This is a genomic window from Streptomyces sp. SAS_281 (assembly GCF_052542855.1).
This window is the reverse complement of record NZ_JBMNDO010000164.1, coordinates 1-14,215: the sequence shown is the minus strand read 5'-3', so window position 1 is coordinate 14,215 and position 14,215 is coordinate 1. Positions and strand designations below refer to the sequence as shown.

Annotated in this window: 14 protein-coding genes; 8 read left to right on the top strand and 6 right to left on the bottom strand. The window is 71.5% G+C overall.

The genetic code is table 11. The features are described 5' to 3' along the window. Positions 1-54: 54 nt before the first annotated feature. The 3 genes from ACN6LM_RS35360 to ACN6LM_RS35350 all read right to left on the bottom strand — a co-directional run bounded on the left by ACN6LM_RS35360 (position 55) and on the right by ACN6LM_RS35350 (position 2,736). Positions 55-681, bottom strand: a complete 627-nt coding sequence (locus tag ACN6LM_RS35360; RefSeq protein WP_445069522.1) for a DUF305 domain-containing protein — start codon at positions 679-681, stop codon at positions 55-57. A gap of 121 nt (positions 682-802) precedes the next feature. After that, a complete protein-coding gene (locus tag ACN6LM_RS35355) occupies positions 803-1,207 on the bottom strand; it encodes a DUF6153 family protein (RefSeq protein ID WP_445069521.1) in 405 nt (134 codons plus the stop codon). A gap of 389 nt (positions 1,208-1,596) precedes the next feature. Further along, positions 1,597-2,736: an FAD-dependent oxidoreductase gene (locus tag ACN6LM_RS35350; protein WP_445069520.1), complete on the bottom strand. Its 1,140-nt coding sequence runs from the start codon at positions 2,734-2,736 to the stop codon at positions 1,597-1,599. Between the two features lie 164 nt (positions 2,737-2,900). On the opposite strand from ACN6LM_RS35350, the gene ACN6LM_RS35345 reads away from it, so the two are divergent. After that, positions 2,901-3,548, top strand: coding sequence for a TetR/AcrR family transcriptional regulator (locus tag ACN6LM_RS35345; RefSeq protein ID WP_445069519.1), 648 nt, complete (start codon positions 2,901-2,903; stop codon positions 3,546-3,548). On the opposite strand, the gene ACN6LM_RS35340 is transcribed toward ACN6LM_RS35345, so the two are convergent. Further along, positions 3,532-3,960, bottom strand: a complete 429-nt coding sequence (locus ACN6LM_RS35340; protein WP_445069518.1) for a VOC family protein — start codon at positions 3,958-3,960, stop codon at positions 3,532-3,534. The genes ACN6LM_RS35345 and ACN6LM_RS35340 overlap by 17 nt on opposite strands. Positions 3,961-4,061: 101 nt before the next feature. On the opposite strand from ACN6LM_RS35340, the gene ACN6LM_RS35335 reads away from it, so the two are divergent. The 5 genes from ACN6LM_RS35335 to ACN6LM_RS35315 all read left to right on the top strand — a co-directional run bounded on the left by ACN6LM_RS35335 (position 4,062) and on the right by ACN6LM_RS35315 (position 10,639). Further along, positions 4,062-5,051 carry a helix-turn-helix transcriptional regulator gene (locus ACN6LM_RS35335; RefSeq protein ID WP_445069517.1) on the top strand — a complete coding sequence of 330 codons (990 nt, stop codon included), beginning with the start codon at positions 4,062-4,064 and terminating at the stop codon, positions 5,049-5,051. Between the two features lie 91 nt (positions 5,052-5,142). Then, entirely contained in the window at positions 5,143-5,892 is a 750-nt protein-coding gene (locus ACN6LM_RS35330; RefSeq protein ID WP_445069516.1) for a hypothetical protein, read from the top strand. A gap of 127 nt (positions 5,893-6,019) precedes the next feature. Next, a complete protein-coding gene (locus tag ACN6LM_RS35325; protein WP_445069515.1) occupies positions 6,020-7,597 on the top strand; it encodes a hypothetical protein in 1,578 nt (525 codons plus the stop codon). Positions 7,598-7,751: 154 nt separating this feature from the next. After that, positions 7,752-8,813 carry an ATP-binding protein gene (locus tag ACN6LM_RS35320; RefSeq protein WP_445069514.1) on the top strand — a complete coding sequence of 354 codons (1,062 nt, stop codon included), beginning with the start codon at positions 7,752-7,754 and terminating at the stop codon, positions 8,811-8,813. Then, positions 8,810-10,639 (top strand): vWA domain-containing protein, encoded by a 1,830-nt coding sequence (locus ACN6LM_RS35315; RefSeq protein WP_445069513.1) that lies wholly within the window; start codon positions 8,810-8,812, stop codon positions 10,637-10,639. Before ACN6LM_RS35320 ends, ACN6LM_RS35315 begins: the two co-directional genes overlap by 4 nt. Positions 10,640-10,867: 228 nt before the next feature. Here ACN6LM_RS35315 and ACN6LM_RS35310 read toward each other — a convergent pair whose 3' ends face one another. Then, positions 10,868-11,992: an MFS transporter gene (locus tag ACN6LM_RS35310; RefSeq protein WP_445069524.1), complete on the bottom strand. Its 1,125-nt coding sequence runs from the start codon at positions 11,990-11,992 to the stop codon at positions 10,868-10,870. A 200-nt stretch (positions 11,993-12,192) separates the two neighbouring features. Further along, positions 12,193-13,071, bottom strand: coding sequence for an NAD(P)H-binding protein (locus tag ACN6LM_RS35305; protein ID WP_445069512.1), 879 nt, complete (start codon positions 13,069-13,071; stop codon positions 12,193-12,195). Positions 13,072-13,134: 63 nt separating this feature from the next. On the opposite strand from ACN6LM_RS35305, the gene ACN6LM_RS35300 reads away from it, so the two are divergent. Then, positions 13,135-13,731 carry a TetR/AcrR family transcriptional regulator gene (locus tag ACN6LM_RS35300; RefSeq protein ID WP_445069511.1) on the top strand — a complete coding sequence of 199 codons (597 nt, stop codon included), beginning with the start codon at positions 13,135-13,137 and terminating at the stop codon, positions 13,729-13,731. Between the two features lie 306 nt (positions 13,732-14,037). Beyond that, positions 14,038-14,215 (top strand): response regulator (locus ACN6LM_RS35295; protein WP_445069523.1); only part of this gene is annotated, 178 nt, incomplete at its 3' end.

Here is a 14,215-nt window from a genome sequence, read left to right as displayed (position 1 = left end):
CCCCCCCCCCCCCCCCCCCCCCCCCCCCCCCCCCCGCCCGTACAGCCGGTCCGGTCAGTTGTGGCCGAGCAGCTCGTTCATCCGCGAGATCTCAGCGCTCTGGGAGGTGATGATTGCTGCGGCCATCGTCCTGGCGGGCCCGTGCACGCCATCGGCCCGCTCGGTCCTCGCCATCTCGACCGCACCCTCGTGGTGTTCGATCATCATCTCCATGAATGCGGTGTCGAACGCCTTGCCCGAGGAGTCCTTGAGCTTGTCCATCTCCTCGGCGCCCATCATGCCGCCGCCATCGCCGTGCATGGAGTGATCCATGGCACCCTCGGCCGGCACCTCCTCGCCCCAGGAGGTCAGCCAGCCGGACAGCGTCCTGATCTCCGGGTCCTGGGCCTTCTTGATGTCCTCGGCGAGCTTCTTCACCTCTGCCGACCCGGCGCGGCCGGGGACGAGGCCGGCGATCTCCACGGCCTGGCGGTGATGGGGGATCATGCCCTTGGCGAAGGCAGCGTCGGCCGCATTGTGCCGGCCCTGGGCGGCGGACGCCGGGGCGGAGGGGGAGCTCGTGGTGTGGCCGTCATGGCCGGACGAGCTGTCGCCGCTGCCGCAGGCGGCCAGGACGAGTGCGGCCGCACTCGCGGCGGCCACCGCGGCGGTACGACCGGCCTGAGAACGCTTACTGGTCATGGTGATGCAACTCCTTGGGCGCGCGGCCACAGCTGGGGCGCGCGGAAGTTCGCGGAATGAGGGCGGGCGGGAGTGCGGCACCAGCGGCCGGAACAACCGGGCCAGGTGCCGTGCCTGCGCTCTATATCCGTAGAAGTTGCAGCTCGGAGAGGTCGGGCGGCGCCCTCGAGCTCTCCGCGGAGGCCGCCGTTCGCGGCGGGGCGACGGCGGCGGAGAACGCGTCGGGCAGGGCGCCGGCCGGCGGGGGCGGCGCATAGGCGGTGCCGATCCCGGCCGCCACGCAGGACGCGTCGGCGTGAGTCAGGTGTTCCGACCCCCCGCCGTCGGTCTGTGAGCACCCCGACGGCGGGTGGGAAGCGTCCTCGGCGATGGTGGCCATCGCCATGTCGTGGCGGCCCGCCTCCGGCAGTGCTCCTCCCGGGCCGAGCGCGTGCATGCCCAACACACCGGTGAGTACCGCCCACACCAGCAGCAACCACAGCCGCCCGGCGGGGCGGCGGCTCGAATGCTGCGCGGAGGACGGCATGCGCTCATCGTACGAGCTGTCCCGGGCAGGTCCGGGCGGGCCCGGGTCGGGAGCTGTGGTGCGGTCAGCCGGCGGGTGCGGGCTCCGGCACGGCCGCGGTGTTCGCTGCCCGTCCGCCCAAGGGGGCGGCCCGGCACCGGTTGCCTGCCCGCCGGCCTCGCGTACCCGGCCAGGACGCAGGGAACGTGTGGCGGGGGCAGGCAGCCGAGGGGCCGTCAGCACCGCTCTCGTCGCCGCGTTGTCGGGCGCCGTGAGCGCCCAGGCGCTCAGCAGACGGAGACCCACGGGTCGTAGGGGAAGGCTGTGCCCGTGTGGCCTGCGCCCTGTCCTGCGGCGGGTAGGCGATGCCGGCCAATCGCTCCCGGGGCTGTCGACGGCGGGGCACGCCCTCAGCGGGCGTCGCCCTGGCCAGGGTCGAAGGGTTCGTTCGACAGCAGGCCGGCGGCGGCGCCGTCCAGCGCCGTCTGCCTCTCCTGGGAACGGGGCACCATGACCTTCTCGTACGCGCGGATGGCGTCGGCGATGGTGTCGTGACTCGCGAGGGCGACGGCGAGTTCAGCGGCGTCGAGCATGGCGAGGTTGACGCCGACGCCGAGCGGGGGCATGAGATGCGCGGCGTCACCGAGCAGGGTGACGCTGGGGTTCGTCTGCCAGGTGTGCGGGACCGGCAGGGCATGGAGGGGGCGGTGGATGTAGGGGCCGTCGTTGTCGGTGATGAGCCGGCGCAGGCCGGGTGCCCAGCCCTGGTAGCGGTCCAGGAGCAGGGTGCGGATCTGCTCGGTGTCCTGGCTGGTCAGTCCTGCCCGGGTGAGCCAGTCGGCGGGGCCGGGCTGGATGATGTAGACGCGTATGTGACCGCCGCTGTTGCGCTGGGCGAACAGACAGCGTTCACCGTCGGCTGCCATGGCGCTGCCCTGCCCGACGAGATCGGCGACGGAGCGGTGCGCGGTCTCGACGTCATCGAACCAGGCTTCCAGGAAATTGATGCCGATGTGCTCGGGTACGGCAGGTGAGAGCACACGTCGGACTGTGGACCAGGCGCCATCGGCGCCGATGACGAGGTCGGCCCGGACGACACTTCCGTCGGCGAAGTGCAGCCGGCGCGGGCCGTCATCGGGTCCTTCGACGCTCTTGAGCCTGCGGCCCCAGTGGACGGTGCCGGGGGCGAGGGAGTCCAGCAGGAGGTCACGCAGCCGGCCGCGGTCGATCTCGGGGGCGGTGAACTGGTCGTCGTCGGGCCGGTGGTGGAAGCGCAGGGTTCCGTCGGCGGTGTCGAACTGCCGCATCTCCTGGCCCTCGGGACGGGCGAGGCGGGTGAACTCCTCCAGCAGACCGGCTTCCTTCAGGGCGGCCTGGCCGTCTTCCTCATGCAGGTCCAGCGTGCCGCCCTGATTGCCGGCGTCGGGGCCTGGGGCCAGGTCGTAGACAGTGGCGTCCACCCCGTTGCGCTGAAGGACGCGGGCGCAGGTGAGGCCGCCGGGACCCGCTCCGACGATCGCGATGCGGGGGGCGGCTGAGGGTGTGGTCATGGTGATGCTCCGTTCCGTGGACCGCACGAGTGGGACAGCGGCAGGGCGCGATCGAGGCAGGGGCGGGCCGATCCACCAACCCGCCGCATCAGAGAAGCACACCGGATGCACAAGTGCAACGGTTTCACTTTTTCAGCAGTATCACCGTGGGGTAGATTGGCGGCATGCCCGATGCCAGCAGTACGACGCCCGCACCGCTGGGCCGTCGCGAACGCAAGAAGGCCGCCACCCGCCAGGCCATCGCCGACGCGGCCCTGCGCCTGTTCCTGGAGCGCGGCTACGACGACGTCGGCATCCGCGAGATCGCCGACGCCGCCGACGTGTCCACCACCACGCTGTTCAAGCACTTCCCGGGCAAGGAAGCACTCGTCTTCGACCAGCAGGACGAGATGAAGGCCCATCAGCTCCAGGCCGTACGCAACCGGCCGGACGGGCAGTCCCTCCCGGCCGCTCTGCGCGAACACGCCCTGCGCCACCGGCTGCTCCTCCCCGGCGGGAACCCCGACGTCAACGCCTTCCTCCGCCTGGTCACCGGCACCCCGGCGCTGCTCGATTACCAGCACAACACCTGGTTGGAGAACACCGCTCCCCTGGCCCGGGTCATCTCCGAGGAAAGCGGCCTCCCCCCCGACGACCCGGCCGGCACCGCCCTCGCCCGCTTCGCCCTCGAAGCGCCTCGCATCGCCCGCGACCGGCCCGACAGCGCCGCAGCCCTCAACGCCGCCTTCGACCTTCTCGAGCACGGCTGGCAGAGCATCGCCCCGGGCGCCGGAACTCCGCCGCGGGGCGGGCGCGTCAACGCACAGTCCTGACACCTGAGGGAGCATGACCGGCGAACTTCTCGATGGCCTCCGCGGTGACGGGGGTGAAGAAGTTGACGAGGTTGCCGTCGGGGTCGCGGAACAGCAGCGACCGGTTGCCCCACGGCATCGTGGTGGGCCGGCTGACGAAGTCGGTGACGAAGCCGGCCAGGTTCTGGTGCACCTGGTCCACGTCGTCGACGAGGAACTCGGTGATCACGCTGTGATTGTCCGCCGGCCGGGCAGAGTCCGGGGCGAACAGCGGGACCGTGCGGGTGCCTGCGATCGCGAGGGTCGCGCCCGCGGTCCTGAGTTCGGCGAAGTCCTCGGTTGCCCACATCGCCCGCACTCCTGTGGCCCGCTCGTAGAACTCGACGAGGCGTGCGACGTCGCCGGTGATGATACGGATCGAGACGAAATGCATGGATATCTCCTTGGCTGTGCCAAAAACGGGTACGCCACAGGCTAGGAGAAATAGTGGACGGATTCAGTCCTCTATTCCTGTGCTCGCGTTAGGCTGCACAGATGCCTGGACCCACCGGCCGCGTGCTGACCCTCCTTGAACTGCTGCAGTCGGGCGGCACCCGGACGGTGGCCGAGCTCGCCGACCGTCTCGGTGTCGAGGGGCGCACCGTGCGGCGGTATGTGAGCCGGCTGATCGATCTGGACGTGCCGGTGGAGTCGGTGCGTGGCCGCTACGGCGGCTACCGGCTGGCTCCCGGATACCGCTTGCCTCCGCTCATGCTCAGCAACGACGAGGCGCTGGCCGTGCTGCTCGGCCTGGCCGCCGGCCGTCGGGCAGGGCTGACGACGACGGAGCGCGCGGCAAGCGAGACCGCATCGGCGAAGATCCGGAGGGTACTGCCCCAGCACATCGCCCACCGGCTCGACGCACTCCTGGCAGCTCTCGCCCTCACGGACGAGCCCCGCGAGCCGGACCCCCCGGATGCCGAGGTCCTGCTCACCCTCGCCGATGCGGTCCGCCACAGCCGACCGGTCTCGGTCCACTACACCGACCGCGAGGGACGGCACAGCGAACGCACGCTGCACGCGTACGGGATCGTCGCCCATGCGGGCCGGTGGTACGTGACCGGAAGGGACGCCCGGGCCGGCGAGGACCGGACCCTCCGGCTCGATCGCATCGAAACCGCACGGGTCCTGCCCGGCTCATTCGACGCGCCCGTGGAGACGGATCCGGCGAAGCGCCTGCTGTCAGGGTTCGCCACGGCCGAGTACCGGCACGAGGTGACCCTGCGGATCCACGGGACGGCGGAGCAGATCCGCGCGCACCTTCCTGCCAGTGTCGCGCGTCTGGAGGAGCATGAGTCCGCCGCAGGCGGGGACCCGGCGGCCGAGCACTGGCTACGCGTCGAGCTGCGGGTGCAGCGGCTCGACTGGCTGCCTCGGGTACTCGCCGCCCTCGACCGGCCGTTCGTCATCGAGCGCCCCGACGAACTGCGCACCCTCGTTGACGCGCTCTCCCAGCGCCTCGCGTCCTACGCCCGCCAAGCCTGACAGCCGTTCAGCGACTGCCGCTTCGGCAGAGCACGGTCCCAGCGGACCTCTCCCTCCCCCGGCCCCGCGGTCGGCCGTCTACTCTGACCGCATGATCGATGAAGGCGACTTCCGGGTCGGGGACGTGCTGTCGGTCGCTTGCCCCTTCACGGTCACCAGGGTCGAGCGGGGTCTCCGGTGGAACGAGGTGTCGGTGCGATGGCCGTGGTGGGAAATCGACACGGACAACGAGTTCGCGCGCTGGAACGGGGTCGTCGCCCTCGGCGTGAACAGTGGCGGTAGCGTCTCGCCCCATGTCGAGGTCGAGCTCTTCCGGACAGAGCCCCCGCCCGACCAGCTGAAGGCAGGGGACGTCTGCCGTGTCGGCGTTCCGCCGACCGTCGTGCACGTGACGACCGTCGACCACCACGATCCCCCGCTGGAGACGGTCTGGCTGCCCCATCCCCGCCGGACCGTGACCGTGCTGCCCCGAGGTCTGTCCTATCGCGAGTTCCCGGACTCGAGCCATCTCGACGGCTCGGGGTACACCATCCACCCCGGCGACGGGATCCCCTTCACCTACGACCTCCTGATGCGCCCCTACATGTCTCTCCACTTGGGAGACGAGGTCGCCGATGCCGTCGGCCGGGCCTGGCAGTTCAACGGGCCCTGGGACTGGACGGCCTTCGACGGGGAGCCGGCCGGAACGGGCCCCGCGTGGCCGCTCGACCTGCTCACCCGAGCGGGGGCACCCCGCTCCGCCGAGGACGCAGAGGCGGTGGCGGTGAGCACGGCGAAGGGATCCCACCAGGAGACGGTCCGACGTTGGATGGCACTCACCGACGCCTCGCCGACACCGTGACGCGGGAAGAGGCCGTGGCCCGGACGCGTCACGCAGATCGCACCGAAAGATCTTCCCGCCGTACTCCTTCCGTTGGCCGGGGCTGACTACTCTCCAGTCGCCCGGTCCGGCACAGGAGAGGTACGTCATGAGCACCCCGGTCCACCGCACCCCGACTCGGCAGTCGGTCCTGCCCCCGGCCCGGCAGCACCGGGAGCGGGGCCGGACCGGAGACCCGTCCCTCACCTCGCCCGGCCACCCGCTCCTCGCGATCCAGGCCGGCCTCGGCAATCGGGCCGCGGTCGCCGCAGTGCAGCGCGCCGACGAAACCGCCAGGAGCAGAGACAGGAGCGGAGAACCGGAGAACGCCGGCCCGCTCCCCGCCCCCAGGAGTTACCGCGACCGGATCGCCGCGGTTCTCGACAAGGTCAAGAAGAACCTCGAAGTCATCGACACCTTCGTCAAGGGCGTCCACGTCCCCGCCAACGCAGGCTTCGCCCAGCAGGCATCTGCGACGGCGAGCGACGGTCTCAAGCACTCCACCGGCGCATCGGGGACCGCCGCCGCATCGGAAAACCTCGTCACGGAGACCGCCGGCGCCCTGCTCAGCGGAATGGAGGCGGTCAAAGCCAGGAGGGACGCCACGAAGCACCGGAGCGGGGCCGCCTTCCACACCGCGGACAAGAAGGCCAACTCCAAGAAGGCCGATGCGGTCATCGGTGCCGCCGGAGCGGGGAACTACGCGCTCGGCATCGCCAAGGAACTGACCAAGGCGCAGCTGGCGGCGCACGCCGCGACGGCATCCGAGGCCGGCGGTATCGGTTCCGGCGTCGTCGGAGCGGTGAAGGGCGCCCGCGCGGCGGCGCGGGTCGGGCTGACCGCTCGCAAGTACCACGCCCTGAAAGGGCTCGAAAGGCACGACCGTACCGACGAGGAGGCCATGGCCCGGCTGGCCCTGGCCCGGCAGGAGGCTGAACAGGCCGCGGATGACGCATATGTCGCACTGGACGGCCACTGGGACCACGAGGGCGAGGACCGGATGGCACGCGTCTCCCAGGCCATCGATGCCGCCTGGGCGGCGACGGGCGCCGCCCGTGACGCGGCCGCCGACATCCGGCGCGCCGAAGACGCGAACACGATGCACACCGTGCACACGTACGCGCTGGGCAAGCAGCGCAACAAAATGGGCAAGCAGGCGTTCACCGCGGTGGGCGAGTCCGCCAAGGCCGCCGGCGGCGTCGTGACGGCGGTCGCCGCCACTGCGGGAGGCGCCGGACTGGCGAGCAATCCCGTCGGCTGGGGCCTCGCCGCCGGGGCGGCCGGCCTCATCCTCGGCGTCACCGCGTACAAGGCGGGTCGCGCCGGTATGAAGCGTTACGACGGGGCCCGCCACCCGGAACGCTGGGGGGCGGATGAGACCTCGGCCGAACCCGCCTCCCGGCCCGATGCGCTGAAGGAAGCCCTGAAGTTCTGGAAAAAGGTCGAGAACGGTGAACGCCAGGCCATGGCCCGCAAGATCTACGGGCTCGCGGCGGGAGCGGAAATCGACGGGAGCGGCCAGACGTCGTCCGCGATGCGTGACTCGGCCCGAGCCCTCCTCATCGCTCTCAAAGCGGGTCCCAGCCACCACAAGCTGACCCCGGACGAGTGGGCGGAGTCCCTCAACGACCCGGCCAGGAGCGCCGCGTGGGTCAAGGAGATCGCGGAGCAGTTGTCATCGGCCTGACGTCTCCCGGTGGGGCCGCCTTGCGGGCGCGTTCGCACGTCGCCCCGGGGCCGGAGACCGGTCCCGGGGCCCGTCGTAATTCGGCTGCGCGCGCCGTCACGCCTCCGCATACTGGCCGTCGCCGACTCCCGCAATCCGAAAGGGCCGTTCCCGCGTGCAGGCTGCCGTCACCGTCTCCCCCGCTCAGATCCCCGAACTGCTGCTGGGCCTCGCCACCGTGCGGCCCGTATTCCTGTGGGGCGCACCCGGAATCGGCAAGTCGTCGCTCGTACGGAAGTTCGCCGAGTCCCTGGGGCTGGAGTGCGTCAGCCTTCTCGGGACCCAGCTCGCGCCGGAGGATCTCATCGGGGTGCCCCAGATCCGCGACGGCCGGTCCGTGTTCTGCCCGCCCGAGTCCATCGCCCGCGACGAGCCGTACTGCCTGTTCCTCGACGAGCTCAACGCGGCGACCCCCGATGTGCAGAAGGCTTTCTACTCACTGATCCTGGACCGGCGCATCGGGTCCTACGAGTTGCCGGCCGGCTCGATCGTCATCGGGGCCGGCAACCGTGCGACGGACAACGCGCTGGCGCGGCCCATCGCCTCCGCCCTGGTCAACCGGCTCACCCATGTCCACCTTCGGGCCTCGGCGGCGGACTGGCTGGTGTGGGCGGGCGAGAACGGTGTCCACCCGTGGGTGACGGACTACCTCGTCGACCGCCCCGACCATCTGTGGTCGCAGCCGCCCAAGACCGAGGAGCCGTTCTCCACGCCCCGCTCCTGGCACATGCTCTCGGACGCCCTGCACTCCTTCGGGCCGGAGATCGACGAGGAGACGCTGAAGGTCGTGGTGCACGGCACGCTGACACCGGCTCATGCCGTCTCCTTCTGCGGGTACGCGAAGATCGTCCGTCATGCCTTCGGCATCGAGGCGATACTCAAGGGGGACGCCTCCTGGCCGAGGCGGCCCGAGGACCGCGACCTGCTCTATTACCTGGCCGAGGCGTTCCGGGGGCGCCTGGTCAAGGATCTTCCGCGCGAGAAGGAGCACGTCTCGCCGTCGCTGCGGCAGACCGCCTACCGTGCCAAGTCGCTGCTGGTACAGCTCGCCGAGATCTCGGTGGAGGTCGCGCAGACCGTCATCGCGGACGACGCCGACGGACTGCCCGTGCTGCCCGCCTGGTTTCTCGTCGACGCCGCGCGGGACATGCCCCGGCTGGTCGAGGCCCGGCGGTGAAGGGGGCGGGCCGGCGCGGGGGCGGCGGCGAGAGCGGGAAGAACGCGTCCGACCCGGCCGCCGATGCCTTCGCCGCCGGGCTCGCGCTCGTCAAGCGCAACCCGGCGTTCGCGGCCGTGGAGGCGTCCGTGTGCCGCCAGACCACGTGCGCGCTGACCCCGGCCGGAGGACTGGCCGCCGTCACCTCGAACGGCACCATCCACGTACACCCCACCAAGCGGGCGGATCCGGCGGAGTGGGCGTGGGTGCTGGCCCACTGTCTCCTGCATCTCGGTTTCGGCCATGTGCCCGCCTCGGCGGACGCATCGCGCGCACAGCCGGACCGCTTCGATGTCGCGGCCCGCTGCACGGTCGTCAACCGCTTCCTGCTCGCCCACCCGATGGGCCGGGCACCCGTCGTCCTTCCGGAGTCGTTCCCCGGCGGCGACGAGGAACTCCTCGCCTCGCGATGGCGCCGCGACGGCATCCCCGCCGCCCACGAACACTGCGGCACCGCGGGCGAGCACCCCGACCAGGTGTTCACGACCTGGAACGCCTGGAACAATTCCGCGGTCCCGGACTGGGAGACCGCCTTCGCCCACGCGCTGACCCGCAGTGTGTCCGCCGCGATGGACGTGGCCGGCGGCCGCCGCGACCGGGTCACCGGCAAGCTCGCGCCCCAGCGGCCCTGGGACCGCGCCCTGAACTGGTTCGTCTCCTCCTACCCCTTGCTCGGCGGGCTCGCCGCGGGCCTGAAGATCGTCGCCGACGCCGAGCTGGCTCGGGCGCGGAACATCGCCATCGCCGCGGTCAGTCCGGTCGCCGGCGAGATCTACGTCAATCCGTTGTGCGGGTTCACCGACGAGGAGTGGCGCTTCGTCCTCGCGCACGAGATGCTGCACGCCGCGCTGCGGCACGGCGAACGCGGAGGCGGCCGTGACCCGTTCCTCTTCAACGTCGCCGCCGACTACGTCGTCAACGACTGGCTCGTGCAGATGCGCGTCGGCGACATGCCCGAAGGGCTGCTGTACGACCCCGGCCTGCGGGACCTTTCCGCCGAGGAGGTGTACGACCGCGTCGCGCACGACCTGCGCCGTCACCGCAAGCTCGCGACGCTCCGGGGCAGGGGCGTCGGGGACGTCCTCGGCGAGCCGCTGCCGCACGCCGGTGCCCGGCCGTACACCGACCTGGACCAGTTCTACCGGCGCGGGCTTGTGCAGGGTCTCGACCTGCACCAGTACGGCGAGCGCGGTCTCCTTCCGGCCGGACTGGTCCAGGAGATCCGCGCCCTGGCGCACCCGCCCGTACCGTGGGACGCGCGGCTGGCCCGCTGGTTCGACGAGTACGTTCCCCGGCCGGAGCCCGTACGCTCCTACGCTCGTCCCGCACGGCGGCAGGCTTCGACGCCCGGTATCCCGCGCGCCGGACGGTACTTCCCACCCGAGGAGACAGCCCGCTGCACCTTCGGCGTCGTCCTGGACACCTCCGGTTCGATGAACAGCACCTTGCTGGGCAAGGCCCTCGGTGCCATCGCCTCGTACGCCGAGGCTCGCGACGTACCCGCCGCGCGCGTCGTCTTCTGCGACGCCGCACCTTACGACGCCGGCTATCTGCCGCCCGCCGAGATCGCCGGCCGGGTGCGGATACGCGGCCGCGGCGGCACCGAACTCCAGCCCGGCGTGGAGCTGTTGCAACGGGCGGACGACTTTCCGCCGGGTGCGCCGGTTCTGGTCATCACCGACGGCTGGTGCGACGTCTTGCGCATCCGGCGCGAGCACGCCTACCTGATCCCGCAGGGCGCTTCGCTGCCGTTCACCCCGCGCGGCCCGGTCTTCCGGCTGACCTGACCTTCCGGCGAGCCGGGCGGCCCCTGTTCTGGCCGAGGGTGTACGCGTCCGCACGCGGCCCGTTGTGCGTGCGGACCCGTGCCCATACTGCGGGATGCCTGGTGGGAATCCCGGCCGGACCTCGGCTGAACGTCCGGGGCGCCCGGCCGCGCCGCGCGCGCCCCCGGCGCGGGTCCGCCGCCCGCGGCCGTGGGCGGCCTCGGCTCCCGGCCACCGATGAGGACGGCGCTACTGGGCGGAGGCCGGCCGTCGACGCAGCAGGCGGCCGCTGAGCAGCACCGCGCAGGCCGTGACAGTCAGCAGACCGCCGGCGAGGAAGGTGCCCCGCACCCCGGCGAACGACAGGATCAGCCCGCCGAGCGCGGCGCCCGCCGCGATGCCGGCGTTGTAGAGACCGGAATTGGCCGCGAGCGCGATGTCCGTGCGGCCGGGTGCGCAATGGAGCATCGCGTTCTGGGTGGTCATGAACACCGGCCCGAGTGCACCGCCCATCAGCACCAGGAACACCACCGCGGCCGCCGGGTCGCGGCCGACCGCGTACAGACCGGTCATCCCCACCGCCTGCGTGGCCACGGCGACAGTCAGCGCCGCCTGCGGAAAGCGGTCCAGCACCGCCCCGGTGATGCTCACCCCGATGAGACACGCCACCCCGAAAACCACGAAGAGGGCACTCACCGCGCTCGTGGAGAAGCCGCTCACCTCGCCCAGAAGCTTCACGACGTAGGTGTACCCGGCGAACGCACCGGTCGCGGACAGGGTCCCGGCCGCCAGCACGATCCGGAACCGGCGGGCGTCGGGACTGGTGCCGTAGGCGGCGGGCTCCTCTTCCGGCCGCGAGGTCGGGAGCACGACGGCGATCGTCACGAGGGAGACGAGCCCCAGCCCGGCCAGCACAGCGACGGGCACCTGCCACTCACTCCGCTGCCCCAGCCAGGTGCCGGCGGGGACACCCAGCACGAGGGCGAGCGAACCGGCGACGGACAGCGCTCCGATCACACGCCCACGGAACCTGGGCGCGAACATGCCCACCGCGACCGGCCCCATCACGGCCCAGAACAGCGCCTGGGCGAGTGCGGTCAGCAGCCGCGCCGCAAGGAGCGTCCAGTACGAGGCCGCGAGTGCCGCGATCAGACTGGACACGACCAGCGCGGCCAGCAGTCCGGTGAGTACGTGGCGCCGGGGCACTGCCCTCACGCCGTGGGCGAGCGGCACAGACGCGACGGCCACGGTGACGCCATAACCGGTGACCAGGAGTCCGACGGCCGGCACAGACACCCGCAGACTGTCGGAGATGACCTCGAGAAGGCCGATCGGCAGGTTCTCCGCGGTGTTGAAGGTGAAGGCCGCCAGCATCAGGGCCGCCAGCACCGCCGGCCCGCGCCATGGAGCCGGTCGTGGCACGACCGTACGGGCCCTTCCTGACCTCGTCCGTCGCGTGTGCCCCGTGACACCGTCCATGGAGGTACCCAACCGGGCTCACGGGTCCGTCGCAACCGCATTCATCTCTGGCGCGGGCGGGGACTGCCCGGCCGGTCCCGTGTGGCCTCCGGGAGTCACGCACCCTCCGTGAACGCGGTGGAGTGGTCGGCGACCCACTGACGAAACGTTCGCGGCGCTGTCCCGAGGATGTCGGCCACCGTGGTCGTGATGTACGCGGGCTGTCCGACCGCCGCGCTCCACGCGGCGAGCAGCATGTCGAGGACCGAACTGGGCACCGCGTCCTCCGACAGCCTTCGGAACTCGTCCGGCGTCATCTCCTCGAACGCGATCCGGCGCCCCAGGACGTCAGCGATGACGTCCACCTGCGCTGCGTGGGTCAACGATTCGGGGCCGGTGAGGACGTGGTCGGAAGAGGCGTACCCGTCCAGACGGAGCGTTCGCGCCGCGACGGCTGCGACGTCTCGGTCGTCGACAGGTGCCGTCTCGGCGGCGCCGTGAGGCCACCGGACGACTTCGCCCGCTCGGATCGCGGGTGCCCACCAGGCCGAGGCGTTCGACGTGAGCATCCCCGGCCGGATGATCGTCGACTCGAGACCGGTGGCCGTGATGTGCCGCTCGATCTCGACGTGGAGCTCGGCCATGGGATTGGGCTGCTGGAAGAAGGGGTGCGGCGTCCGGTGCGGGGAGGAGAGGAAGACGACCCGACGCGCGTGGGCTGCCAGCCGCTCGACGACCGCCGCGACGGTCCGCGGCGGAGCGGTCCACACGAGGAAGACCGCGCCGACGCCGCGCAACGCCGGGTCGAGCGACTCGGGCACGGTGAGGTCACCGGCGAAGACCTCGGCCTGCGGGGGCAGCGTCTTTGCCGCCTCGGTACGGCGCGCGAGGGCTCGGACCGGCACGCCCGCGTCGAGAAGCTGATCGATGACGGCGCGGCCGATCCGGCCCGTCGCCCCGGTGACGAGTACGGGAGGAATGTCTGTCTGATGCATGCCACACATGAAAACGTTACCGAGTTAAAAAAGCAACTCGGTCATAAATGTTACGGTGGATCCATGAGCGAGTCGACGGGACTGCGGGCCCGCAAGAAGGAACGGACGCGCGACGCCATCGGAGACGCGGCCGTCTCGCTCTTCCTGGAACGCGGTTTCGACCGCGTCTCGGTCAACGACATCGCCGCGGCAGCCGAGATTTCCAAGCCGACCCTCTTCCGGTACTTCCCGACCAAGGAAGACCTGGTACTTCACCGGTTCGCCGACCACCAGGGCGAGGCGGCACGCGTCGTACGCGACCGCAGGCCAGGCATCGAACCGGTGACCGCGCTGCACCGGCACTTCCGGGCCGGCCTCGACCGGTACGACCCCGTCACCGGCCTCAACGACCACCCCGAGGTGGTGGCGTTCCACCGGCTGGTGTTCAGCACACCGAGCCTGGCGGGGCGGCTCACGCGGTATCAGCTGGAGGACGAGGAGGCGCTGGCGGATGCCCTCGGCGAAGGCATCCAGGCACGGTTGCTGGCCGCTCAGGTCCTCGCGGTGCAACGGGTACTCGCCCGGGCCAACTGGCAGAAGATCGCCGAGGGCCGCACCGCCCACGCCGTCCGCCCCGAAGCCGTGGCCGATGCCGGCCATGCCTTCAGCCAACTGGCGTGACCGGCGACGCCGAGCTCCGGGTGCCCGCACAGCGCACGCTTGCGCCGGGCCGGACGACGGCCGTCCGGCAGTCCGGAACCGGCCGTACCGGGGCCGCCTCCCGCGCGTCCGAAGAACCGGCACACGGCCACCAGCAGCACGGCTCCGCGTCACCGAGCCGGCGGTCACCGCTGTGGGAACCCCCTCCCCCGCAGGGGCGTTGTCACGGGTTGCGGGGAGGACGAGGGGAGTTGGACCGTGGCGCAGAAGCACTCGCGGGGGCCGTGGCGGCTGCTGCTGGTCGAGGACGACCGGGAGCTGGCCGGCATGCTCTCCGATGTACTGCGGGACGAGGGATACACGGTCGATGTGGCGACCGACGGCCAGCAGGGACTGCACCTCGGCCTCTCCCGGCAGTACGACGTGCTCGCCGTCGACCGGCGCCTGCCGGGGCTCGACGGCCTCGACCTCATGGGCCGGTTACGGTCCCGCGGGGGGGGGGAGG

Bases quoted from the DNA above. Each gene is read 5' to 3' on its own strand.
- ACN6LM_RS35360 (WP_445069522.1), bottom strand. From the start codon at position 681: ATGACCAGTAAGCGTTCTCAGGCCGGTCGTACCGCCGCGGTGGCCGCC.
- ACN6LM_RS35355 (WP_445069521.1), bottom strand. From the start codon at position 1,207: ATGCCGTCCTCCGCGCAGCATTCGAGCCGCCGCCCCGCCGGGCGGCTG.
- ACN6LM_RS35350 (WP_445069520.1), bottom strand. From the start codon at position 2,736: ATGACCACACCCTCAGCCGCCCCCCGCATCGCGATCGTCGGAGCGGGT.
- ACN6LM_RS35345 (WP_445069519.1), top strand. From the start codon at position 2,901: ATGCCCGATGCCAGCAGTACGACGCCCGCACCGCTGGGCCGTCGCGAA.
- ACN6LM_RS35340 (WP_445069518.1), bottom strand. From the start codon at position 3,960: ATGCATTTCGTCTCGATCCGTATCATCACCGGCGACGTCGCACGCCTC.
- ACN6LM_RS35335 (WP_445069517.1), top strand. From the start codon at position 4,062: ATGCCTGGACCCACCGGCCGCGTGCTGACCCTCCTTGAACTGCTGCAG.
- ACN6LM_RS35330 (WP_445069516.1), top strand. From the start codon at position 5,143: ATGATCGATGAAGGCGACTTCCGGGTCGGGGACGTGCTGTCGGTCGCT.
- ACN6LM_RS35325 (WP_445069515.1), top strand. From the start codon at position 6,020: ATGAGCACCCCGGTCCACCGCACCCCGACTCGGCAGTCGGTCCTGCCC.
- ACN6LM_RS35310 (WP_445069524.1), bottom strand. From the start codon at position 11,992: ATGCTGGCGGCCTTCACCTTCAACACCGCGGAGAACCTGCCGATCGGC.
- ACN6LM_RS35305 (WP_445069512.1), bottom strand. From the start codon at position 13,071: ATGCATCAGACAGACATTCCTCCCGTACTCGTCACCGGGGCGACGGGC.
- ACN6LM_RS35300 (WP_445069511.1), top strand. From the start codon at position 13,135: ATGAGCGAGTCGACGGGACTGCGGGCCCGCAAGAAGGAACGGACGCGC.